Genomic DNA, 22,681 nt, shown 5'->3' on the forward strand with positions numbered 1-22,681 from the left:
ACAAGCTCAAGTTAACGAAAACTTAGAGTCCTTCAACATAGGTTGAGTCGTAGACCGTAAGAGTGTGGGCTTTCTTGCGCCCTATCGCGTGCTGGATCTTACCGACGAGCGGGGCCTCATAGCGGGCGCGATGTTCGGTCGTCTCGGCGCCGACGTCATCCAGGTTGAGCCGCCGCGGGGTTCGCCGGGCCGAAATGTCCCGCCATTCGCGCAAGATGCGCCGGTGGGCGAGAATTCTCTCTACTGGTCTGCCTATGCGTCTGGAAAGCGTGGCGTGACGTGTGCGCTCGATCGCGCCGAAGGACGCTCGCTTTTGCATCAGCTTGTTGCCACGGCCGATGTGCTATTCGAAAGCCAAGGCGCGGCGCTACACCCAGAGCTCCGCTTCGATGCGCTAAAAGAGATCAATCCGCGCCTCGTGCACGTCACCATCACACCCTTCGGATCGAATGGTCCCAAGGCAAGATATTTGGATAGCGACTTGATCGTCTGGGCGGCGGCCGGACCGCTTGGGCCCAATTGCGACGATCGCGGCAAACCCCTCAGGATCAGCGTGCCTCAATCTTATTTACACGCTGGCGCCGATGCGGCCTCGGGCGCGCTTCTTGCCCTTTTTGCTCGCAACAAAACGGGAGAAGGCCAGCATGTGGACATCTCAATACAGCAAAGCGTTGCAATGACTACGTGTTCGGCCAACTTGGCGGCTGCCGTTGGCCATGAGAATTACTCGATCGACATTCCCTTGGAGGCGGTGGAACCGCATCTGAGCGGCTTGCGCAGACGGCGAGTCATCTGGCAGGTGAAAGACGGAGTTGTGCATATGTATCTCCGCGATGGATCCGAGGGCCGCTTCACGAACAATCTTTTCAAATGGATGCGCGGCAACGGGGTGGTTCCTTCAGGGGTGGCTGAATGGGATTGGATCGAATTGCCGCAGCTAATTGAAACCGGAAAAGTAAGCAAGCGACAGGTCGAGCAGGCGCGCGCGGCGATCGTAGCCTGCTTCGCCTGTTATACCAAACGCGAACTTATGGAGGTTGCCTCGGGTGAGGGAATCTTGATGTCGCCGGCCTTCACAGTTGCCGAGGTGAGCGAAAACCCGCATCTGATCGCACGAGGCTTTTTTGACACCCTCAACGAGAGTGGCCGACAACGCACGCTGCCAGGTCGTTTTGCCCTGACCTCAATTCCGAGTCACGTACGGACGAGCCCGGCGCCTCGTTTGGGCGAGCACAATGACGAAGTTTACGAGGGATTCCTCGGACTCGCGCCGGAGCGCATTGCGCAACTGAGACGCGATGGGGTCGTCTGATGCGCGCACTTGAGGGTTTGAGGGTACTCGATTTTGCCTGGGTCGTAGCGGGACCCATGATCGGACGAGCGCTCGCCGATTTCGGCGCGACCGTCGTTCGGGTCGAGTCGGCCAAGCGATTGGACTTCTCACGCTACTACGGCCCATACCCGAACGGCAAGTTCGACGCGCGACAATCCACCAGCTTTGAAAATTACAACGCTGGAAAATTGGGCCTTGCTCTCGATCTTTCGCGCGACGAGGGGCGCGCCGTCGCGCGCGAGCTCGCAACATGGGCCGATGTGGTCGTCGAAAACTTTTCACCAGGAACGATGACCCGCTTGGGCCTGGATTATGAAGCCCTGCGAGCGCTCAACCCGCGCGTCATCATGCTTAGCACGTCGCTGATGGGACAAAGCGGGCCGTTAGGCAAGACCGCGGGGTTCGGCAGCGCCGGCGCAGCCTTTACGGGCTTTTTGTCGTTGACCGGAAATCCGGGCGAGCCTCCCATCGGACAATTTGGACCTTATACCGATTTGGTCGCGCCCCGCTTTTCGATCTTCATGTTACTGGCGGCCCTCGATCATAGAAGACGCGCCGGGGAGGGGATGCTGATCGACATCGCACAAACCGAAGCGACCATCGAATTCCTTGCACCCCAGATCGCGCATTACTGCGAAAGTGGACACGTTGCCGGGGCAATTGGGAATCGCGATCCCGCCTTTGCGCCACATGGCGTGTTCCCAGCCCGCGGCAATCATCGCTGGGTGGCGATCGTCGCGCGCAACGATGTAGAATGGAACCGGTTGGCTGCCCTCATGGGGCAGGCCCATCTGGCGCAGGACCCTCGCTTTAATACACTAGCCGCGCGCAAAGCGAATGAAGATGCACTAGAAGCTGTCATCTCGGATTGGTCCCGACACCACCACGCAGAAGTCATCGAAGAGCAGTTGCAGGGACACGGCATTCCCGCACATGTCGTAGCCTCGAGTCCTGAGATTGTATCCGATCTCCAGCTGAAGGCCCGGGGCTATCTCGTCCGCCTACCGCACCCGGTTATGGGCGAGGCAGTAATCGAATCCGCGCCTTACCAGCTTTCGGATACGCCCGCCCGCTATGATCTCTGCGCTCCCACTGTTGGCCGCGATAATGATTATGTTCTGCGTGAGCTTCTGGGTTATTCGTCGGATCGGATCGCGGCATTGAAAGAAACCGGCGCACTAACGTGAACGATAATAGCGCTTGAAATTGCATCCGAGGCACGTGAAAGGATGATTAGATGCCGATTGATGTCGCGGTCGAAAAGGGTATTTGCACCATCGTGATCAACCGCCCAGAGCGGTTGAACGCTCTGGACGCCGAGCATTACCATGCGCTGGCAGAGGCATGGTGCCGCGTGCGGGACGATGCGGAAATCCGCGTTGCCGTCGTTACTGGTGCGGGCGACCGCTCGTTCACTGCGGGCGCCGACATCAAGAGCGTGCTCACGGACCCACCGGGCTATGATGAGATGTGGTTGACGCAACGTGATCAGCGGCTTGATCATGGGATCGAGGTCTGGAAGCCCATCATCGCTGCAATCAACGGCTATTGTTTGGGGGGCGGCATGACGCTGATGCTCGCGACCGACATACGCATTGCATCGGAGAACGCAACTTTCAGCTTCGCGGAGGTCAAGCGTGGCCTAATTGGGGTCACGTCGCACGCGTATCGTCAATTGCCGCATGCGATTGCCATGGAAATGTTCCTGACGGGGGATTCGATAGATGCAAGGAGCGCGGCGCATTGGGGACTTGTAAACAAGGTGGTCCCGCAATCGCAGCTGATGGAGGCTGCGATCGACTACGCGCGCCACATCTCCCTCAACGCACCGCTGGCGGTGCAGGCGGCGAAGGAGCTCGCGCTGCGCAGCCGCGACGCCGATCTGGCGACGGCTCTGCGCATGGAACAGATGTTCAACCGTGTGCTGATGGCGACTGAGGATGGGAAGGAAGGACCGGCGGCCTTCGCAGAGAAGCGGGCGCCGCAATTCCGAGGCAAGTGAGGCGGCACCTTAGCCGCACGTCGCAGTCATCGTCGCCTTGGCTTCCGATCTCCCGCCGGATCAAGCATCGGGACGTCGGCAACACGAAACCTTAACGGTGGGCTCGTCCAAGGCTGGCAACCCTGGAGGCAAGTTGGTGGCCCTGCAGCAATGTACATGGAGAACAGGCATGTCTGAACCACTGGAAATCGATACGGGAACACATGAGTTGCTGGCGCAAATCCGCAACAGCGTAGCTATCGTCACGCTCAACCGGCCTGAGGCGCGGAACGCTTTTCCGAACCGCCTGCTTCCGGTAATGGGCAAGTTGATCGAACGCTTGGGCGAGGATCCGAAGGTTCGCTCGATTCTTATCACCGGTGCGGGGACCGCCTTCTGCGCTGGCGGTGATGTAAAAGACATGGGGCAGAGTTCGGCAACGCCCGAACCAGATTTCGAACAGCGCGTTATAGATCTCATCGTAGAAGGTCGAATGTTGACTGGTACGCTGGTCGCGACGAGGAAGCCGACTGTCGCGGCTATCCCAGGTCCGGCGGCAGGCGCGGGCCTTGCGCTAGCCCTAGCCTGTGACATCCGCATTGCCGCACAGTCCGCCTTTTTCACCACCGCGTTTAGCGCATCAGGCGATCGAGCAATCGCACAAGCGATTCTGGGACTGTGACTGGGCTTTGGACCTCGACATCCAAGGCTGTTCGACACGATCAATCATACCTTATCAGAGCGCGTCGGAAGCACTCTCAGGAGCCCTGGGTTTGCTCTACGTCGAACGATGGCTGACGGCTCCGGTAGAGATGCCCGATGGGACTATCCAAAAACCGAAAGCCGGAACACCGGTGGAGTGGTAAGCTCGCTGCTGGCGACTCTTTTTTCTGCATTACAGCTTCGATGCATGGATGCGTCGGACGTTTCCGCGCATTCCGTTCGAATACTATGCCGATGAGCCATCTGCCATTGCCGAACAGGCAGAACATCTCAAGGCAGCGTTGGAAAAGAGATTGGCCGAGTGCCATCTGATGCTACACCCGCAGAAAATCCAAGTGGTTTAGTGCAAGGACAGCAATCGAGGTGCGGCACATCCGCAGATCCACTTCATCTTCCTTGGCTTCACCTTCCGCGGCGAACAATCTTGAGGCAAGCTTCCTTCCCGCAGCTAGTCCGCAGGCGCTCGAGTGCATGCGGGAGCGGATAAGGAGCTGGCGCTTGCCACAGCACGCGCCACTTCATCCCCTCACCAAATACGACAGTGCTCGCCCATTCCCGGCTGCACGATCTCGCAAAAAAGAAGCTCATCGGCCGAAACCCCTCTTCCTCATACAAGATCCTTCGGAGTCTGCCGTGAGCAATCTGGGTGCGGATAACGTCAGCGTCGCTCGCGTAGCGAGCCTTCCTGCGCGACTGATGCTACCAGCGTTCCATCGGGTTTGAAGACTAGACCGCGTGTAAAGCCGCGTCCGTCTTGCGCACTCGGCGAATCTTTGGCGTATAGGAGCCACTCGTCGGCGCGGAACTGGCGGTGAAACCACATTGCGTGATCGAGACTTCCCGAAGTGATGCGGCCGTCGAACAACGTGCGGCCATAGCGCGCCATTACGACATCCAACAGCGAAAAATCCGAGGCATAAGCCAGCGCGCACATATGCAGCGCCGGGTCTTCGGGCAGCTTGGCGGCGCTCTTCATCCAGATATGAATCCGGCCGTCTTTGATCTTCTGACCGACATAACGGCCGACTTCGATGGGACGCAACTCGACGGGGCGATCAGTTTCATAGTAGCGATGGACAATTTCTGGCAGCTCTCGAAAGATCGGATGTTTGGACATTTCTTCCACGGAAACGTTCTCGGGCGGCGGCACATTGGGCATTATGTCCTGTTGGTCCAAAGGACTGCGTTCGTCAGCATGGAACGATACCATCAAAGAAGCGAGCGTGTTGCCGTGCTGGATCGCGGTTACGCACCGGGTCGAATACGTCATGCTCTCGAGCAGCCGGTCGACATGATAAATGATCGGGAACTGTGTATTTCCTGGCCGCATGAAATAGCAATGCACCGAATGAGGCAACCGGCGCTCTACTGTGCGGCACGCGGCGATCATTGCCTGGCCGATCAGCTGTCCGCCGAAAACCCGTTGCGAGCTGGTACTGGGACTATTCCCTCTGAATACATTTGCCTCGATTGGCTCGAGGTCGAGGATGGCGGAGACGTCGTTCGGGGTTTTAAACATTGATGTGTGTTCTGTGTATCATCGATGGATCGAATCTTTGGAGCCGTCTGGTAGTAATGCTATGAGCACTTCGGACCAATGTCTGCTGCTCTTTTTAGCAGGTAAGAAAGCGGCGACGCCGCAATCGGTGCGACTATCCTCGACACCGCGATATCTCATTGATCTAATGCGAGCAGTTTCGATTGAGCTATCAGACCGAGACAAGTTATGAGGAGGGGCGTACGTGTATGTCACGAAGCAATCGGCATGCCGCACACCAAATGGTCTTGGACCGGCCCGTAGGAGCGACAAACCAGGCGGTTTCATGGCGAGTCCGACGGGACACGACGAGCACTGTTGGGTACTGGACATAAGGCGTCCTCATCGGACTCAGGATGGGAACTTCGATGCGCAAAGGTCTGTTCTAGCCCAACGACAAGAATGCTCATAGAGCAGCATCTGGGAACGTACCAGAGGGATCTAGCTCGCTCCGGACGATTGAAGCTGTTGTCGCACGAGTGTCTCTCGGACTGTTCGTCCTACACGACATCTAAAGCATCGATGGGTAAGCGAGCGGAGACACTGAAACGTGATCTTCAAGGGGGGCCGTCTTGTCCATCGAATTGCCTCGCGGCTGCAAGCGAGCGTGATGTTGCATCCTCCCAAGAGTGGTAGTGAGATTATCTTACGTCTTGTTGTATTCTTCACGAACGTCTCGTGGGCGACAAAAGTGCGCTCACGCCACTCATCCCCTGATATCGAGACTAGCAGCCATGAGAAACAAAAAGCCAAGCGCACCATCAACGGAAGCAACTCGCGATTGCTTAGAGTACGTGAAAGGCCAGATTAATTTTGCTCGACGCACGTCCGATGAACCAGCTCCCGAAGCGGATTTGTTGAGACGCCTTCCAGACATGCTGTTTGGTCACATACACGAGCAGCCGCCGCTGCTCAGCTATGACATCACTATTCGCAATGCGCGTCCAATCGTGAACCAACTATCACTTGAGCGGGAAGGCTTCACCCTGGTTCAACGCGAGTTACGCTGTTTGACCGAACGTGATCCAGAGATTCTGTACGACAGGTATCTGGAAGAGATGGTTCCGTACATCAAAAAGTCCTTCGACGCCTCCTGGGTCGAGGTCCGCCGACAGACGCTCATTCTTCGTTCCGCCGCTGGGAGCTCCGCTCCCACAATGAAGGAGCCGATTGCGTTGGCTCATACTGATTACGCGCCGATCGCCGGCCCCGTCGTCGCAGCCATCGCGAGCCAATCGCAAGGAATTCCCGTGCGATCGTATTCTCGTTTGATGATCATTCAAACGTGGCATGCGTTGTCTCCGCCTCCGCAGGATTTCCCATTAGCGATATGCGATGGTGCCTCCGTTCGCGATAGCGATATCGACGTCGTGGACTACACGGTTCATAATTACAGTTTCAAGATGGGCATTGTGCGCTTCAATCCCGCTCAGCGTTGGTACTATTTTCCGGAAATGACCACGGACGAGTTCATCCTGTTTAAGAGCTATGATTCCGACGCAAGGTGCAATCCGCAAACGCCTCACTCGGCGTTCGACAACCGTCGCGCACATCCCAGTGCAAGGGCCCGTGAGAGTCTCGAGGCTCGGTTCTTCGTATACTACGCCTGACTGGAGCCACTGCCTCTGCCGTGAATTGTCAGACGGACTTTCCTAGGCATGGTTGCTTGGGTTCTTTGCTCTGTCCCGCGAACTGCCGAACGGTGATTCTGCCATATTCAACGCATTTCGCCATCATTTCACTTACCCAAAATACAGGTCTCTTTCCTGCTGCTGGGTTCAAGAAGCTGGCGGCTCGATCTCCCCAAAACTTGGACCGTTTAAGCGGCTTTTAGTTCCGTCTCGATCGAGCGCTATATCCGCCAAGGGCGGAACGGCCCCTGGTTCGTTCTAAAAGATCGAGGAGAGTCAAGAGCACTGGGTCAAAAAAGCTATCGGCTGGTTGCGTATCCGCGCGATCGTTCCACTGTAAACGGTACGAGAGGCCCACGGAGCGACGGACTTGGTGCGGACGGCCTACGCACCGCGCTTGAAGCGTATAGGCATCCAGAACTGCCGGAGGGCCTCGACGGTTGCTGGAATGTTGCGCCAGGCGTTTTGGATGATGGTTCCACTCGACTCATCCCGGCTCCAGCCTACCACGTTTACGCTCGTCGGCGGGAGCTATCGCCCAAAGTTGGTGACGGCGGGAATCGGGAAGGCGGCATATCGTGGGGGGCTTGACGCCTCCACTTCTCCACGAAGGAGTGATATGCCCTGTCTAACGACACGTCATCCAGCTGATTGAGCCAGGACTCTACGGCCATCAACTCACAGAAGTCTTGCGCGACGGGGCACCTGCCCTTCTCGCCAAGGCGATCGAAGCCGAGAGTGCAGACTTTCTCGGCCAGCATGCCGATTTGAAGACCGCGGATGGCCACCAGCGCGTCGTCCCCCATGGCCACCTGCCGGAGCGCGACGTCATGACCGGCACCGGTCCGGTCGCCGTCCGCCAGCCGGGGATCCAGGCTATCGCAACGACAGCGCCGGATCTGCCGCCAGTGCCGGCGTGTATGCGGCCTTCGCCCGCGATCATGAGTACAAACTTGACGGCACGCTCAGCCTGTTGGCGGCGATTGACCTGCTCACCATGAAGGTCCACGCGCTCGTCAAAAATCGCCACCGCAGCCAAGCGTTCATAGAATTCCTCAAGCTCCTCGATGCCGCCTCCGCCCACATATCGAGAGAAACCAGAGCCTGGCTCGACACACGACCGGCAGGCCCCTTTCTAGTTTACCTTCACGCCAGAGCACGGCTGCTGGCTCAATCTTTGGAGGGCTTCTTCTCCAAGTTCGCCCGCTCCATCCTGCCACATCCGGTTACATCAACTATGAACTCAAGGACCGCATCCGACAACGCCCCCCATCTCACCCTATCAACAGGGTGGCCGCCTTCCGTCGGAATCGGTGGCCGCTTTGCCTCGGATTCCGCACCTACAAACTCGTCGACGCCGCCTGATATGATTCGAACCAAGAAAACGCTGACCTAGTGAGCCACCAGGCGGATAATTCGCTCTCCATCAGAAAAGGATATATTCTCCCCAGTATCTGCAAGGTCGTCCGACAGTCGGTCGATCGACAATCGGCCATCCGGATGAGCATCACCTCGACGATTACCGGATCTTACAAATATCTGCGACCGCAAGCTCCAGCGCGGTCGAACCATACGCGCCCTGCGCAAGTTCGCCTCTAAATGAAAAGAATGGATCGTCACGATTGCGCCGCGCTGCTGAGGCGGCTTCGGCGCCTCATCTGAAGGTAAAAAAAGACAACCTCTCGCAACAAAGGGAATATGCCGTTCGCAGCCTAGTACCCCCTTTGCTTAGAGGGTGAGTCACGTTTCAAGATCGGGATGGTACCCGAAGCAAGAGAAGTCCACCCTTCGCGCAAAGACCGCAAGGTGCTTGAGGCGTGTTGTCGTTCACCGATGACGTTGGAGCGCGATTTGAAACGGGCGCGTATAGTTTTGTTGGCGGCGTACGGGCGCAGCACCCCGTCGATTGCCAAAGGAGTTGGAGTCCAGCCGCGGATTGGGAGCCTTTGGCGACACCGTTATGCCGATCATGGTCTTGAAGGGCTGCAAGACAAGCCGCGGCACCGCAAGCAGCCAATCTATACGAAGGCCACAGACGAGCGGATACTTAAGCAGCTGGACAAGCCAGCACCGCAAGGCTTTGTACGCTGGACCGGGCCACTGCTGGCCGAGGCGCTGGGCGATGTTGACGTCCAATATGTCTGGCGGTTCCTGCGCAACCACAAGATCGACCTCGTTGTTCGCAAATCCTGGCGCGAGAGCAACGACCCTAACTTTACGGCCAAAGCCGCCTACGTTGTCGGCCTCTACGTTGCCCCGCCCCAGAAGGATATCGTGCTCTGCGTGGACGAAAAAGGCTTTCTTGGAGCGAGCGCAAGGATATCTGAAGTTGCCCAATGGCCGCGCCTTGACCGGTCAGAGCCACGACTACAAGCGGCATGGCACGACAAGCTGTTTGCAGCGCTTGAGGTTGCGACCGGAAAGGTCATCGCGACGCATTCAAAACGGCGGCGCCGTGTCGAGTTCCTCGACTTCATGGACAGCATCACCGCGGTCTTTCCGGGTCGCCAGCTTGACCTCATTCTCGACAATCTCAATACCCATAAAAAGAACGAGCACTGGCTCAAACCCGCCCCCAATGTGGAATTTCATTTCACGCCGACAAGCGCGTCCTGGCTCAATCAGGTCGAGGTATGGTTCTCGGTCCTGCAGGGCAGTCCCTCCGCAGCGCTTCCTTCACGAGCCTTAAGCAGCTCCAGGAGAACATCGATGCCTACATCGACGCATACAACGAAAAGCTGAGCCCTTCGTCTGGACCAAGAAAAAAATTCGGCAGCGCAGATGATCCGGGTTTGCTATTTTACGTCTCTCGCCTGGCGATCTTTCCTCAGGCTCCGTTGCCCCTGAACCACTGTCGTTCGCTCACGAGTGCACGATTGAGATCCCGCATATTCTGAGGAAGGTCAGGCCCGGGATAGAGAACCACACCAGCCGGCGGGCTGCCGCAAACACCAATGCCGAAAGGCTCCGTGAGTGTTGCGCCCCTGCAGGACCATTTCTTGAATGAGGCCAGCCGAATACTGCACGACAATTGCCGAAGCAAATGCAGGAGTGCAACGAGTGATTTCTAGCCGCAATTGCAACAATTTGGGAATCTCAACGCCTTTATCTGTCGTTCCCGGACAGGATTAAACTGCGACTTTGCTGGCGCGCGGCATTCTGTCGGCCGCGGCGTTAGCCGTCGCCGAGCTGAGCTCGCACATCTACTTGAGCTGCGCGCGTAGCGAGACATGGTCGAGTTCGCCTTCCCACCAGGACACAAATACCACGGCAATACCATTCCCGATGATATTCGTAAGCGCGCGCACCTCGCTCATGAACTTGTCGATCGAGAATACGATCGCAATGCCCGGGACAAGCTCGGGACTGACCACCGTCAACGTTGCGGCCAGGGTGACGAAGCCGGCGCCGGTCACACCGCTTGCGCCCTTCGAGGTGAGCATTGCCCCAACGAGTATGGTGAGCTGCTGGCCAAAGTTGAAATCGACCCCGAGCGCCTGCGATGAACAAGGTCGCCAACGTCATGTAAATGTTGGTCCCATCCAAATTGAATGAGTATCCGGTCGGCACCACTAGGCCAACGACCGGCTTGGAACAGCCCGCCGTTCGAGCTTTTCCATCAACTGCGGCAGCGCGCTTTCGGACGACGAAGTTCCGAGTACGATCAGCAGCTCATCCTTGATGTAGACAATGAACTTTAGGATCGAAAAGCCGACCAGCCGCGCGACCAGTCCAAGCACAATGATCACGAAGAGCCCGGCTGTCACATAGAATAGCGCAACCAATCCGATGAGCTTACCGAGCGCTGACGGTCCGAATTCGCCGATGGTGTAGGCCATCGCGCCGAACGCTCCGATCGGCGCTGCCTTCATTACGATCCTGATGACACCAAACACCGCGTGCGCAGCATCGTCAACCAGACTGCGGCCGCTCGCCGAGCGCCATCAACGAGAAGCCAAATAGGATGGCAAACAGCAGCACCTGTAACACGTCGCCTCGCGCCAGGTTGCCAACCACGCTATCAGGAATGAGATTGAGGAGGAAGTGGACCGCCTTCTGCCCTTCCGCCCTTTTGACGTAGTTGACTACCGCCGCGGCATCAGCCCTGGGAGCGAGCCCATGACTGGCCTGAACGAGATTGCCCATCGCGAGCCCCCGGACGAGCGCGAAAGTTGATACGATCTCGAAGTAAAGCAGTGCCTTGACGCCGACTCGGCCGACCTTTCGTGCATCCTGAACATGCGCAATTCCGGACACAACAGTGCAGAAGATGATCGGCGCGATTACCATTTTGATCAGCTTGATGAAATCGTCACCAAGCGCTTTGACCCAGCTGCTCGTCCCCACAGCAGGCCACAACCAGCCAACGAGAATGCCAATCAGGATCGCGATGTGAGTACCTGGATGTAAAGAACGCTGTACCATGGGCCAGATGGCTGGAAGAGGGCGGCGGGCTTCACAGAGCAGCGCAGGGGTGAATGTCCATCATGCTCGACCTGGCGCCGTGGTATCAAAGAGGGATGACAATGAAGGTACGGCTTCGCTCAGTGTTCCTTCGGTGCGGGGCGTTGGGGAATCTGACCGCTCCAGATAGCCCCGTCCATTGCCGCGGATTGGTGCCTCTCCCGATCGGCTTGTGGTCGACGCGCAACGAAGCTCTGAATCGCTTCTGAAAGCAGCGATAATAACTTGAGAAAGCTTCCTTGAGAGCTGGAAAGCATCAGCGTCACCACCCATTTTTATTCGAAGATGCCATCCAGCATCTTCCAGGGCGCCAACCCTAGCAGCCGGCGACCACTCTTCACTTCGGTAGGCACTCTCGCCCCTATCGCGCCGGAGCGCGACGAATTTTGAGAAAACATTCGCCATAAAAAACTCGTCGTGGTGCGGCCTCGCCTGCGTTCACCGGCTCGCTCCTCCTGTCCTCACTTGATGTGAGTGCCCCGAGACTCCCAATAGGCATCGACTTCGATCCCAAAACCACGGCCGAGAAGATGGCAAGCAGCATTGCTCAGGCTGCGTCCCTTGGCGATCTCGGTTCCGGTTCTTCGGGAGCGGTGTTTCGCGGGGCTGAACAGAGTTTCTCACTCCTGTAGCTCGCCAAGGCGCGCAGAGGGCACTGCACGACATCCCGTTTCGCTTCACCCGAGACAGGCGCTGCATCCAGCCACTTCAGCGCCACCTCGGCCAATTCGATCGCGCGATCCCTTCTACCGGTCTCGTAATAGTACTGACCGACCGCCCCGTACGACAGGAACTTCGCGCCCTCGCTGCCTTGGGGGCAGGTTCGCCGCCAGGATGTGTTCGGAGAGGTCCTTGCCCATGGCAAAGCGCTCCGCATGCGGGAAACCGGAATAGTCTTTCGCGCCGTCGAACAGTTGGCGGATGGCCACGCTCATCCAAACGATCGATTTCTTTTCGATCGCGTCGCGAATCAATTGGCGCAATGCCGGCAGACCGGCCTCCAGGTCGCGTATCTTGTGAAGCAACAATTCCGCATGAAGCCCACGGAAGGTGACCTCATCCGGCATCGCAGCGATTGCCTCATCAACCGCTGAAAGGGCTGCCGCTCAATCCTACCGCTTCATGGCGGGTTCAAGCTTGGCAAGGATCCGCTCCACCAGCCCTCGGTTCTGCGATAGTTCGCTCTTTCTGCGTCGACCCCTGTTTATCCTCACCGCATCCAGCGCTTTGGCTTCATCGCTGACTGCCCAGGAGCCGTTCAGGATTTTGGCAACGCTTTCGCGTAGTTCAGATTTGGCAAGCTCTTTGTCAACCCAAGCGTCCAAGCTGGCTCGTGCTTCATCTGCCGTCGAAGCTTGTTGGTGAGCCGCGATGCCTACCACCACCTCAAGTCCGTTGCTCCTGTATTTGTCATGCAGGACCACGAAATTCGGCATCGAGGCGATACTTGTTCAGCACCACGTCGCCCAAAACTCGGTCATGTATACTTTCCCCGGCTCGAACTTTGTCACGGGCTGGCCACGTAGCCAGTCTTCAACTTTGATCGAGGGGGCTCGCGAACCGACCCTCAGCACGTTCGCCGCACCGACTTGATTTGCGCTCTCAGTCACACCGCTCATTGCTCAGACGGCAGCAGCGTCTCGATCGATTTCGAGCGGCGCATGTAGGGCGGTAGGATCGACGGAGAGAACCGGATGCGACCAGGATCGGTAGCGGCCGCCTCGCGATCGCGTACACGTGGCTGGCGGACGGCGACCGGACCGATGCCGGTCATCACCTCGCGTTCCGGCAGGTGACCGTGGCGCACGAGGCGCTGGTGGCCGTCCGCGGTCTTCAAATCGGCATGCTGGCCGAGAAAGTCTGCGACTTCGGCCTCGACCGCCTTGGCGAGAAGGGCACGTGCACCGTTGCGGAAGACTTCTGTGAGTTGATCGTCGAAGATTCCTGGCTGAATCAGCTGGATGACGTTATCGTTGGACACGGCATATCGCTCCTTCGGTGGAGAAGTGGAGGCGTCAAGCACCCCCACGATATGCCGCCTTCCCGATTCCGCCGTCACCAACTTTCGGCGATAGCTCTGCTCAGACTCGCTTACCTGGCTCTGCGGAGAAAGATAGCAAGTCGCGTGCCAGCCAGCGCTCATTGATATTGTGCTTTTTCTTGTCATTCCTGTCGACCTTGCGACGCATGTAGTATAGCCGACCAGTTGTTTGAAGCTTCTCAGGCAATTAGTCGACCGGATATTCTTGGCGCGCGTCTATAGAGGCGGAAAGTAAGCCAGCGCCAAGGCTTACGTCACTCCACCTCTTCATCAATTTTCCAGGATGACCATTTCGGCGCTCGGGATCACGACCTGAACTGACCTGCTTTGGCCGTCGACTTGCGCTTGAGGGCGATCTCAGATTTCCAGTTCAACTCTTTGCGCCCAGGGGCGATGAACCAGACCAGGGCGGCTACGCACTTCCATCTTGATTGCCGCGCCGCACGGCTGGAAGGGGGCAGCCGCAGTTAGCCGCACGGCGCCTTCTGGCGTTCCCCTTGATGGAGGCGCATTCGAAGCTGATGCAACTCCGCCTCCCTCACGATGCCGGAGCGCCAATCGTAAAGCCGCTCGCCACGCAATGAGCACGCCCAACACCGAGCAAAGTTCGGGATTGGCGATTCGCTCGTCGCTGACGCGCTGGCGGAACCGTATGGGCGAGGATCGGCTGCAGGTGCTGCTGCAGGAGAGCCTGTCGGTTGCACCGAGACCAAGGCGATCAAGCCGTCCGAGCTGTTACAGGTGATCGTCGACACCACTGTTCAGCCCAAGAACGTGACATTCCACAGCGATGCCAAGCTTCTGAACCGGGCCGGTGAGAAGCTGGTGCGGCTGGCGCAGCTGAATGGGGTGGACGCGCGGGTCGGGAGCTATCGCTGAAAGTTGGTGACGGCGGGAATCGGAAAGGCGGCATATCGTGGGGGTGCTTGACGCCTCCACTTCTCCACCGAAGGAGCGATATGCCGTGTCCAACGATAACGTCATCCAACTGATTCAGCCAGGAATCTTCGACGATCAACTCACAGAAGTGTTGCGCAACGGGGCACGTGCCCTTCTCGCCAAGGCGATCGAGGCCGAAGTCGCGGACTTTCTCAGCCAGCATGCCGATTTGAAGACCGCGGACGGCCACCAGCGCGTCGTGCGCCACGGTCACCTGCCGGAACGCGAGGTGATGACCGGCATCGGTCCGGTCGCCGTCCGCCAGCCACGTGTACGCGATCGCGAGGCGGACGCCACCGACCCCGACCGCATCCGGTTCTCTCCGTCGATCCTGCCGCCCTACATGCGCCGCTCGAAATCGATCGAGACGCTGCTGCCGATCCTTTATCTGAAGGGTATCTCGACCGGCGACTTCTCGGAGGCGCTGGCTGCGCTGCTCGGCAAGGATGCTGCCGGGTTGTCGGCTTCCGCCATCGGTCGCCTGAAGGACGGTTGGCTCGATGAACACACCGCGTGGCAGAGGCGCGATCTGTCGGCAAAGCGCTACGTCTACATCTGGGCCGACGGCATCCATCTCGAAGCCCGCCTCGAGGACGAAAAGCAGTGCATCCTGGTGCTGATCGGTGCGACGCCGGAAGGCCGCAAGGAACTGGTCGGCTTCACCGATGGTTCCCGCGAGAGCGCGCACGACTGGCGCGAGCTGCTGCTTGATCTGAAGCGGCGCGGGCTCGCCGTGCCTCCGCGGCTCGTCATCGCCGATGGAGCGCTCGGCTTCTGGAAAGCTGCCGGCGAGGTCTGGCCGAAAACGCGCGAGCAGCGCTGCTGGGTGCACAAGACCGCGAACGTGCTCGCCAAGTTGCCGAAGAGCCGTAAGCGCTCCTTTCTACGCACCTATGCAGTTGAGCGCGGGGATGGGATGAGGTGTCCACCATGAGCGAGGTGGACACCATCGATGATCACTCCAGAAGAACCTTTGAGACTTGAGACGGTCGGCGTGTTGCGCAATGGCCGGCGTCGCTATGATCCGGCCAGCAAACAGCGGCTGGTCGAGGCCTGTCTGCAGCCTGGCGTGTCGCTGGCGGGGCTGGCGTTACAACACGGCGTGAACGCGAACCTGCTGCGCAAGTGGGTGGCCAAGCGACAACTTCAGAACGGGGATGGCCAGCCGGAGGCGCGGGCGCCGATTGCGCCAGCCTTTGTTCCGGTGCGCGCGCCGTCGCCGTCGCCAACTCGATCTGCTGGCGCGATCGCGGTTTGTGCGACGGAGCGATCCTGTGCAGGGCGGCTGACGGCATCGATGCCCAACGGCGTGACGCTTTCGCTGGAAGGCGGCGACGCGCAGTTGCTGTCGGCGGTGATTGAAGCGCTGGGGCGTTGCGATGTTCCGACTGGCGTCTGATCTTCGGATCTACCTTCACCGCGAACCGATTGACTTCCGGGCGGGCATCAACAGCCTGGCGATCGTGGTCGAGCAGTCGATGGGGCTGGATCCGTTCCAGCACGCGGTGTTCGCGTTCTGCAATCGTCGCCGCGACCGGATTAAGCTGCTGATTTATGATCGGTCAGGATTTTGGATGCTGCTGAAGCGGCTGGAGGCCGACAGATTCCACTGGCCCCGAAGTCAGGAGGCGGTGCTGACGCTGACGACGGAGGAGCTGCACTGGCTGCTTGACGGCATCAACATCGCGGCGGTGCGTCGTCATCCGGTGCGGCAATATCAGAGCGTGGGCTGAGCGTGTTCGATGCGGGCGGCGTCATCGGGCTTCGGCATGGCCGTTCTCAGATGACGCCGCCGAAGACATGACGAAGACATGGGAGCCCGGTTGACGCGGCGGCATGACTTCGATTCAAGACTACGATGAGTCGCAAGTCCACGACGCACGAGCTGGAAGCCTTGATCACGGCGCACGCGGCCGAGATCGCGGCGCTGAAGGCCGAAAACGAGAAACTCGCACAACGCGTGCTGCATCTTGAGGAGCAGTTGCGCCTGGAGCGCCTGCACCGGTATGCGCCGAAGAGCGAAAAGCTCAAGGAGCGCATCTTCAACGAAGCCGAGCAGGCCGCCGCTGAAAGCCGGGACGACGACGATGTCGAGGCGGTCGCCGTGCCGGACACGGGATTGCCGGAGGCTTCAAAGCCGGCGCCGAAGACACGCGGCCGCAAGCCGCTGCCTGACGATCTGCCGCGCCAACGCGTCGAACATGATCTGGGTGAGGATCAAAAGGACTGTCCGTGCTGCCATAATCGGATGCATCGGATGGGCGAGACCGTCACCGAGCAGTTGCACGTCGAGGTGAAGGCGTCGGTGCTGCAACATGTGCGGTTCAAATATGCCTGCCGTCACTGCGAGCGCACCGCGCTGAACACCCCGATTGTGACCGCGCCGATGCCGGCGCAGCCGCTGCCGGGTAGTGTGGCCACGCCATCGACGCTGGCGCTGGTGCTCGCCAACAAATACCTCGACGGCACGCCGCTGTACCGTGTGGCGGACGCGCTGGGGCGCGCCGACGTCAGCATCAGCCGCGGCACGCTGGGCAACTGGGTGATCCGGGCGAGCGAGTTGCATCTGCATCGGGTCTATGACGCGCTACAGCAAAAGCTCAGGTCGCAGCCCCTGGTCCACGGCGACGAAACCTGGGTCCAGGTTCTTAAAGAGGACGGCCGTGATGCGCAGGCCAAATCCTTCATGTGGGCCTATCGCAGCGGCCAGGACTGCGCGCAGCCGGTCGTGCTGTTCGATTACCAGCCCGGTCGCGGCCAGCAACATCCTCAGGCCTTCCTGGCCGGGCTATCGCGGCTTGTTGATGAGCGACGGCTATGACGCCTGGCGCACGCTGACAGGCGCGACCCATCTCGGCTGTATGGCGCATGCGCGCAGGAAATTTACCGATGCGCTCAAGGCCAGGACAAAGCCTGGCGGTCCGCCATTGCAGGGGCTCAAGTTCTTCGAGGCGTTGTATGAGGTCGAGAGGGTGGCGCGCCAGACGCCGCCCGACGGCGAAACGCGCGCCGCATACACCTTGCGGCTGCGCCAGCAGCATAGCCTGCCGGTATTGGCCGCCTTCCGAACCTGGCTCGACGACCAGGCGCCGAAGTTCCTACCCGAAAGCTTGACCGGCAAGGCGATCGCCTATGCGCGCAACCAATGGGATTATCTGACCCATTACACCAGTGACGGTCTCGCCCCGATCGATAACAATGTTCTGGAGCGCGACATCAGGCCGTTTTGCACCGGACGAAAAAGTTGGCTGTTCAGCGACACCGTTGCCGGCGCCAAGGCAAGCGCCGTGATCTACAGTTTGGTGCTGACATGCCGGGCATGCGGCGTCGATCCCTATGCATGGCTACGTCACGCGCTCACCGAATTGCCCCAGCGCGCGCCAGACGCCGATATCGAAGATCTGTTGCCGTTCAACTGCACCGCTCAAGAAAACCTGCCAGCTGACAACGACAGCGGCTGACGGTCGAACGCTCAGGATCAATCAAGCCGTTCTGATGATCCCGCTGGGGCCCGGCATCAACCGCCGCGGTCACCCGCGCGCCCAGCCTGTGCAGTAAAATGCGCGCTTACGAAGAGCCAGCAGCCGAAAGCCAAGCGCGCGTTGCAGGAGATCTGGATGGCTGAAACGAAGGTCGCCGCCGAGCTGGCGTTCGACGCCTTCATCGAGAGCTACGCGCTGAAATACGAAAAGGCGGCCGACTGCCTGAACAAGGATCGGTACACGCTGCTGGCTTTCTACGACTTCCCGGCCGAGCACTGGAAACACTTGCGGACGACCAACCCCATCGAAAGCACCTTCGCCACCGTGCGCCACCGCACCATCCGATCGAAGGGTGCGGATTCCGATCGATGTCGCCCAGGATTCCGAGATGATCTCGCCCACCATTCCGATTTGAAGTCGCCCACCCGTTCCGAGATGATGTCGCCCACCATTCCGGGATGATGTCGCCCGGGTGACGAGGCCTCTTCTGGCTCCCATAGGATGAACCCTTTCGGCTTTGCGAAGGGGACCCTGGATGCCGACGGAGAGGCTTGCGATGCGCCGTGTGCGCGATGTGATCAGAATGAAGGCGGCCGGGTTGCCGAGCCGCGAGATTGCGCGACGGGTGGGCGCGGCGCCCTCGACGGTGCGGCTGGCGCTCCGGCGGTTCGAGGCCGCGGGCTTGAGCTGGCCGTTGCCAGACGACGTCACCGACACGGTTCTGGAACTTCGCCTGTTCGCGAAGACCGGCAATGGCAACCGTCAGGGTCACCGCCGCATTGCCGAGCCCGACTGGGCGACCGTGCACCGCGAGCTCAAACGCAAGCACGTGACGCTGTCGATTCTGTGGGAGGAATATATCGCCGCGGAGCCTGGCGGATACCGGTACTCGCGTTTCTGTGAGCTCTACCGCGCCTGGGAAGGCCGTCTGTCGGTGACGATGCGCCAGGCCCATGCGGCCGGCGACAAGTTGTTCGTCGACTATGCCGGCGATGGGGTGCCGGTGGTGGTCGACCGCCTGACCGGTGAGCGCAGAACGGCGCAGATCTTCGTCGCCGTGCTCGGCGCATCGAGCTTCACCTACGCGCAGGCGACGTGGACGCAGGGGCTCGCCGACTGGATCAGCGCCCATGTTGGCGCCTTCGCGGCGATCGGCGGCATACCGGCGCTGCTGGTGCCCGACAACACCAAGGTCGCGGTCATTAAGGCGAGCCTGTACGACCCGCAGATCAATCGTACCTACGCGGAGATGGCGGCGCATTACGGCACTGCCATCTTGCCGGCGCGGCCGCGCAAGCCGCGCGACAAGGCCAAGGTCGAGCAGGCCGTCCTGATCGTCGAGCGCTGGCTGCTCGGCCGCCTGCGCCATCGCACCTTCTACAGCCTGGCCGAGGTCAATGCGGCGATCGGCGAACTGCTCACGAGGCTGAACGAGGAACGGCCGATCCGGCGGCTCGGCGTGACACGCCGCCGGTTGCTCGAGGAGGTCGACCGGCCGGCGCTCAAGCCATTGCCGGCGTCCCCCTACGTCCTGGCCGAGTGGCGGATCCGCCGCGTCAGTCTCGATTACCACGTCGAGGTGGAGAAGCATTACTACAGCGTTCCGCATCGCTTCGCCCGCGCCGAGGTCGAGGTGCGGTTCACGGCCCGTACCGTCGAGATCTTCCACAAGGGCGAGCGGATCGCCGCGCATCAGCGCATGAGCGGCAATCACAAACACACCACCGTGCCGGAGCACATGGCCTCCAGCCATCGGCGCTACGCCGGCTGGACCATCGCACGTATTCGCCAGGACGCCGCCGCGATCGGGCCGGCGACCAGCGCGTTGTGCGACGTCATTCTCGACGAGCGCTCGCACCCCGAGCAAGGCTTCCGCGCCTGTCTCGGCATCCTCAGGCTCGCCGCCTCCTATGGGCGCGAACGGCTGGACGCCGCGGCTGCGCGGGCAATCGACATCGGCGCGCGCACCTATGGCTCGGTCAAGTCGATCCTCGCCAACAATCTCGATCGGCGTTCTGCTCACCAGCGTTCCGCGGACGATGCGCCGATCCTGCATGCCAACATCCGCGGACCGCGCTACTACAATTAGGAGATCATCCCTTGCTCACCCATCCGACCCTCGACCGCCTCAACGCCCTCGGCCTCCACGGCATGGCCAAGGCCTTCGCCGACATCGAAGCCACCGGTGAGGCCGCAAGCCTCGGTCACACCGAATGGCTTGCGCTGCTGCTCGAACGTGAAGCCTCGCTGCGGCACGACAAACGGCTCGCCACTCGCCTGCGCTACGCCAAGCTGCGCCAGCAGGCGTGCGTCGAGGACATCGACTACCGCACCCCGCGCGGTCTCGACCGCCCGCTGTTCGCTAAGCTTGTCGAGGGCCGCTGGATCGACGACCACGTCAATCTCCTGATCTGCGGCCCGGCGGGCGTCGGCAAGAGTTGGCTCGCCTCGGCGCTCGGCCACAAGGCCTGTCGCGACAATCGCTCCGTGCTCTATCAGCGCGTCCCGCGCCTGTTCGATGATCTGGCGCTCGCTCGCGGCGACGGCCGCCATCCACGCCTGTTGCGCGGCCTTGGCCGTGTCGATCTGCTGATCCTCGATGATTGGGGGCTAGAGCCGCTCGATGCCGGCGCCCGTCACGACCTCCTGGAAATCCTCGAAGATCGCTACGGTCAGCGCTCCACCATCGTCACCAGCCAGCTCCCGGTGGACCAGTGGCATCTGCTCATTGGAGATCCCACCTATGCCGACGCCGTGCTCGATCGCCTCGTCCACAATGCCCATCGGCTCGACCTCACCGGTGAGAGCCTGCGCCGAACCCGGCAATCCGCCCGAAAGACCTGAGCCCGTGGCGCTGTGGACATGCCGCTGCGCTTGGACAACGCAATCGCGTTGCCCACATGCCCACAGCAACGGCAGAAGAAGAAAAATAGGTTGAAGTCGCGATTCCAGATTGACCACGCGGCTTCACCGATGCCAGAGAACCAGCCGGCCAGAACGCCTCGCCGCTGGGCGAGATCAAATCGGAAAGGTGGGCGACATCGTCTCGGAATCCACGGGCGACTTCATATCGGTACGCCTGGGCGACTTCGTCGGAATCCGCAGAAGGGCTGCCTATCCAACAAGACCGCGCTCGCGATGGTCTTCAAACTGGTCGAGGGCGCGCAGAGAAGCTGGCGCCGCCTCGACGGTCATAACCAGTTGTCAAAACTCGTTCTCGGTGTGACATTCAACGACGGGATCGAGGTCATCGCCAAGTCGACCGACCGCCAGCCCACAACCGCCGCCGCCTGACCGGCTCAGGCCGTCACCAAAATTTGGCGATAGCTCGCGGGTCGGCAGGTTCGCCCTGATCCAGCGCTATGCCCATGCCAAGCAGTTCAAACACGCCAACCGGGTGCTGAAGACGCTGCGCACCTGTGTCGACCACGTCATCCGCGATATCGGTCGCAAGATCGAGGGCAATGGCGGGATCGAAGGTAAGCGTAGCGCTGCGGCCCTTTTGAATGACGCTTGACGTCTATTTTGTTCGCGTGGCGCGTCGCCGCGGTTTCCATGTGTCGGACAACGCGTTGACGGCGGCCTCGAGGGCCTTCCGGTCGATCACGTTGGGATCGAACCGCTCCGGGCCCCAGCGGCGCATATGTTCGTGCTCCGGATGAGCAGGGTCGCTGATGGCGTCGAGGTATTCGGCATAGCCTGGCGCACCGCCGACGTCTTCCGGAGGACAACGACCGGCGGCCTCGAGCAGGAAGGGCATGCCCTCCGTCGTGGTGTTGTCGAACCATTTTTCGAGCTTGATCACATGGTCCCAGCTGTCGCCGAAGTCATAGAGATAGTGGATCGTCTTGGCGCCGGTCTCTCGAACGATATCGCAAAGCCGCGCTTTACGGGCATCCATGGGCTGGTGGCCGTAATCATTGTCGGGGTCGGGAATCCCCCAATGTGCCTCACCAGCGAAGAACTCGAAGAGGTGACTGTTCGTCCAGCCGAATGCCTCGTGAAGCGTCAGATGCAGCCGATCAAGGCGCAGCGTGAGCGGCACGACAATGCGACGCATCACCTCCGGTTTTACGTCCTTGAGGGTCACCTTGATCCGGACCGCGGTCGTGTTCAGGCTCATGCCGCCAGCCTCGGATCGTGTGCATGCATCGTGTAGATCGATGCCCAAGGGAGCAGATCGTCCAGTCGCGCCGCAGGCCAACCATTGACGAGCTTCGCGAGAACATCAGCGAGCCAGTGCTCGGCACTGACGCCATTGAGCTTACAGGTCTCGATCAACGAAGCCAGAACTGCCCAATTCTCGGCGCCCTCGTCGCAACCGGCAAAAAGGGAGTTCTTGGCGTTGAGCTTGATCGGCCGCATCGCACGCTCGACAGCATTCGTGTCCATCTCGATGCGCCCGTCATCAAGATAGAGCGTCAAGCCGTCCCAATGACGCAGCGCGTAACGTAAGGCCTTCGCGAGCTATCGCTGAAAGTTGGTGACGGCGGGAATCGGAAAGGCGGCATATCGTGGGGGTGCTTGACGCCTCCACTTCTCCACCGAAG

16 protein-coding genes and 10 pseudogenes are annotated in these 22,681 nt (G+C 60.0%); 19 read left to right on the forward strand and 7 right to left on the reverse strand.

Annotated features, from left to right (window positions below; all coding sequences use genetic code 11):
* The first annotated feature begins 64 nt into the window (after nt 1-64).
* The 5 genes from AB8Z38_RS17400 (at nt 65) to AB8Z38_RS17420 (ending at nt 4,381) form a co-directional block, all read left to right on the forward strand.
* Nucleotides 65-1,312: a CoA transferase gene (locus AB8Z38_RS17400; RefSeq protein ID WP_369726247.1), complete on the forward strand. Its 1,248-nt coding sequence runs from the start codon at nt 65-67 to the stop codon at nt 1,310-1,312.
* Nucleotides 1,312-2,520, forward strand: coding sequence for a CaiB/BaiF CoA transferase family protein (locus tag AB8Z38_RS17405; RefSeq protein WP_369726248.1), 1,209 nt, complete (start codon nt 1,312-1,314; stop codon nt 2,518-2,520). The genes AB8Z38_RS17400 and AB8Z38_RS17405 overlap by 1 nt, the downstream gene beginning before the upstream one ends.
* A gap of 50 nt (nt 2,521-2,570) precedes the next feature.
* On the forward strand, nt 2,571-3,335 hold the full coding sequence (locus AB8Z38_RS17410; protein ID WP_369726249.1) for an enoyl-CoA hydratase/isomerase family protein: 765 nt from the start codon (nt 2,571-2,573) through the stop codon (nt 3,333-3,335).
* 169 nt (nt 3,336-3,504) lie between these two features.
* A complete protein-coding gene (locus tag AB8Z38_RS17415; protein ID WP_369726250.1) occupies nt 3,505-3,996 on the forward strand; it encodes an enoyl-CoA hydratase-related protein in 492 nt (163 codons plus the stop codon).
* 232 nt (nt 3,997-4,228) lie between these two features.
* A complete protein-coding gene (locus AB8Z38_RS17420) occupies nt 4,229-4,381 on the forward strand; it encodes a hypothetical protein (RefSeq protein WP_369726251.1) in 153 nt (50 codons plus the stop codon).
* Nucleotides 4,382-4,695: 314 nt separating this feature from the next.
* Here the strand turns inward: AB8Z38_RS17420 and AB8Z38_RS17425 are convergent, their stop codons facing one another.
* On the reverse strand, nt 4,696-5,556 hold the full coding sequence (locus AB8Z38_RS17425; protein WP_369726252.1) for an acyl-CoA thioesterase: 861 nt from the start codon (nt 5,554-5,556) through the stop codon (nt 4,696-4,698).
* 752 nt (nt 5,557-6,308) lie between these two features.
* Between AB8Z38_RS17425 and AB8Z38_RS17430 the strand changes: the two genes are divergently transcribed.
* The 4 genes and pseudogenes from AB8Z38_RS17430 to AB8Z38_RS17445 all read left to right on the forward strand — a co-directional run bounded on the left by AB8Z38_RS17430 (nt 6,309) and on the right by AB8Z38_RS17445 (nt 9,947).
* Nucleotides 6,309-7,184, forward strand: coding sequence for a CmcJ/NvfI family oxidoreductase (locus tag AB8Z38_RS17430; RefSeq protein WP_369726253.1), 876 nt, complete (start codon nt 6,309-6,311; stop codon nt 7,182-7,184).
* A gap of 662 nt (nt 7,185-7,846) precedes the next feature.
* A pseudogene (locus AB8Z38_RS17435) lies at nt 7,847-8,149 on the forward strand (IS256 family transposase); the annotation flags it as partial.
* Nucleotides 8,122-8,601 (forward strand): hypothetical protein, encoded by a 480-nt coding sequence (locus AB8Z38_RS17440; protein WP_369726254.1) that lies wholly within the window; start codon nt 8,122-8,124, stop codon nt 8,599-8,601. The pseudogene AB8Z38_RS17435 and the gene AB8Z38_RS17440, both read left to right, overlap by 28 nt.
* A gap of 362 nt (nt 8,602-8,963) precedes the next feature.
* Nucleotides 8,964-9,947: an IS630 family transposase gene (locus AB8Z38_RS17445; protein ID WP_369726255.1), complete on the forward strand. Its 984-nt coding sequence runs from the start codon at nt 8,964-8,966 to the stop codon at nt 9,945-9,947.
* A 461-nt stretch (nt 9,948-10,408) separates the two neighbouring features.
* Here the strand turns inward: AB8Z38_RS17445 and dctA are convergent.
* The 4 genes and pseudogenes from dctA to AB8Z38_RS17465 all read right to left on the reverse strand — a co-directional run.
* A pseudogene (gene dctA / locus AB8Z38_RS17450) lies at nt 10,409-11,677 on the reverse strand (C4-dicarboxylate transporter DctA).
* Between the two features lie 738 nt (nt 11,678-12,415).
* Complete coding sequence (locus AB8Z38_RS17455) at nt 12,416-12,736, reverse strand: hypothetical protein (protein ID WP_369726256.1); 321 nt, start codon at nt 12,734-12,736, stop codon at nt 12,416-12,418.
* A 45-nt stretch (nt 12,737-12,781) separates the two neighbouring features.
* Nucleotides 12,782-13,105 carry a hypothetical protein gene (locus tag AB8Z38_RS17460; protein WP_369726257.1) on the reverse strand — a complete coding sequence of 108 codons (324 nt, stop codon included), beginning with the start codon at nt 13,103-13,105 and terminating at the stop codon, nt 12,782-12,784.
* 191 nt (nt 13,106-13,296) lie between these two features.
* A pseudogene (locus tag AB8Z38_RS17465) lies at nt 13,297-13,698 on the reverse strand (IS256 family transposase); the annotation flags it as partial.
* Nucleotides 13,699-14,332: 634 nt separating this feature from the next.
* Between AB8Z38_RS17465 and AB8Z38_RS17470 the strand changes: the two are divergent.
* The 10 genes and pseudogenes from AB8Z38_RS17470 to AB8Z38_RS17515 form a co-directional block, all read left to right on the forward strand.
* Nucleotides 14,333-14,571, forward strand: a pseudogene (locus tag AB8Z38_RS17470) (IS5/IS1182 family transposase); the annotation flags it as partial.
* Nucleotides 14,572-14,674: 103 nt separating this feature from the next.
* Nucleotides 14,675-15,523: pseudogene (locus tag AB8Z38_RS17475) on the forward strand (IS256 family transposase); the annotation flags it as partial.
* A gap of 78 nt (nt 15,524-15,601) precedes the next feature.
* Nucleotides 15,602-16,048, forward strand: a complete 447-nt coding sequence (locus AB8Z38_RS17480; RefSeq protein ID WP_369726258.1) for a transposase — start codon at nt 15,602-15,604, stop codon at nt 16,046-16,048.
* Entirely contained in the window at nt 16,029-16,382 is a 354-nt protein-coding gene (tnpB, locus tag AB8Z38_RS17485) for an IS66 family insertion sequence element accessory protein TnpB (RefSeq protein ID WP_369726259.1), read from the forward strand. The genes AB8Z38_RS17480 and tnpB overlap by 20 nt, the downstream gene beginning before the upstream one ends.
* A 125-nt stretch (nt 16,383-16,507) precedes the next feature.
* Nucleotides 16,508-18,110, forward strand: a pseudogene (locus AB8Z38_RS17490) (IS66 family transposase).
* A 102-nt stretch (nt 18,111-18,212) separates the two neighbouring features.
* Nucleotides 18,213-18,494: pseudogene (locus tag AB8Z38_RS17495) on the forward strand (transposase); the annotation flags it as partial.
* 193 nt (nt 18,495-18,687) lie between these two features.
* A complete protein-coding gene (gene istA, locus AB8Z38_RS17500) occupies nt 18,688-20,220 on the forward strand; it encodes an IS21 family transposase (protein ID WP_369726306.1) in 1,533 nt (510 codons plus the stop codon).
* An 11-nt stretch (nt 20,221-20,231) separates the two neighbouring features.
* On the forward strand, nt 20,232-20,975 hold the full coding sequence (gene istB, locus AB8Z38_RS17505; protein WP_369726260.1) for an IS21-like element helper ATPase IstB: 744 nt from the start codon (nt 20,232-20,234) through the stop codon (nt 20,973-20,975).
* A 255-nt stretch (nt 20,976-21,230) separates the two neighbouring features.
* Nucleotides 21,231-21,425 (forward strand): annotated as a pseudogene (locus AB8Z38_RS17510) (IS256 family transposase); the annotation flags it as partial.
* Nucleotides 21,426-21,462: 37 nt separating this feature from the next.
* A pseudogene (locus tag AB8Z38_RS17515) lies at nt 21,463-21,597 on the forward strand (IS5/IS1182 family transposase); the annotation flags it as partial.
* Between the two features lie 54 nt (nt 21,598-21,651).
* Here AB8Z38_RS17515 and AB8Z38_RS17520 read toward each other — a convergent pair.
* Nucleotides 21,652-22,254: a plasmid pRiA4b ORF-3 family protein gene (locus AB8Z38_RS17520; protein WP_369726520.1), complete on the reverse strand. Its 603-nt coding sequence runs from the start codon at nt 22,252-22,254 to the stop codon at nt 21,652-21,654.
* Nucleotides 22,251-22,598 (reverse strand): annotated as a pseudogene (locus AB8Z38_RS17525) (transposase); the annotation flags it as partial. The pseudogene AB8Z38_RS17525 and the gene AB8Z38_RS17520, both read right to left, overlap by 4 nt.
* Nucleotides 22,599-22,681: the final 83 nt, after the last annotated feature.

Origin of the sequence: Bradyrhizobium sp. LLZ17 (assembly GCF_041200145.1) — a bacterium.
Taxonomy (GTDB): domain Bacteria; phylum Pseudomonadota; class Alphaproteobacteria; order Rhizobiales; family Xanthobacteraceae; genus Bradyrhizobium.

Coding starts and splice junctions, on each gene's coding strand:
- AB8Z38_RS17405 (WP_369726248.1), top strand. CDS start 1,312: ATGCGCGCACTTGAGGGTTTGAGGGTACTCGATTTTGCCTGGGTCGTA.
- AB8Z38_RS17410 (WP_369726249.1), top strand. CDS start 2,571: ATGCCGATTGATGTCGCGGTCGAAAAGGGTATTTGCACCATCGTGATC.
- AB8Z38_RS17415 (WP_369726250.1), top strand. CDS start 3,505: ATGTCTGAACCACTGGAAATCGATACGGGAACACATGAGTTGCTGGCG.
- AB8Z38_RS17420 (WP_369726251.1), top strand. CDS start 4,229: ATGCGTCGGACGTTTCCGCGCATTCCGTTCGAATACTATGCCGATGAG.
- AB8Z38_RS17425 (WP_369726252.1), bottom strand. CDS start 5,556: ATGTTTAAAACCCCGAACGACGTCTCCGCCATCCTCGACCTCGAGCCA.
- AB8Z38_RS17430 (WP_369726253.1), top strand. CDS start 6,309: ATGAGAAACAAAAAGCCAAGCGCACCATCAACGGAAGCAACTCGCGAT.
- AB8Z38_RS17445 (WP_369726255.1), top strand. CDS start 8,964: ATGGTACCCGAAGCAAGAGAAGTCCACCCTTCGCGCAAAGACCGCAAG.
- AB8Z38_RS17455 (WP_369726256.1), bottom strand. CDS start 12,736: ATGCCGGATGAGGTCACCTTCCGTGGGCTTCATGCGGAATTGTTGCTT.
- AB8Z38_RS17460 (WP_369726257.1), bottom strand. CDS start 13,105: ATGCCGAATTTCGTGGTCCTGCATGACAAATACAGGAGCAACGGACTT.
- AB8Z38_RS17480 (WP_369726258.1), top strand. CDS start 15,602: ATGATCACTCCAGAAGAACCTTTGAGACTTGAGACGGTCGGCGTGTTG.
- tnpB (WP_369726259.1), top strand. CDS start 16,029: ATGTTCCGACTGGCGTCTGATCTTCGGATCTACCTTCACCGCGAACCG.
- istA (WP_369726306.1), top strand. CDS start 18,688: ATGCGCCGTGTGCGCGATGTGATCAGAATGAAGGCGGCCGGGTTGCCG.
- AB8Z38_RS17520 (WP_369726520.1), bottom strand. CDS start 22,254: ATGAGCCTGAACACGACCGCGGTCCGGATCAAGGTGACCCTCAAGGAC.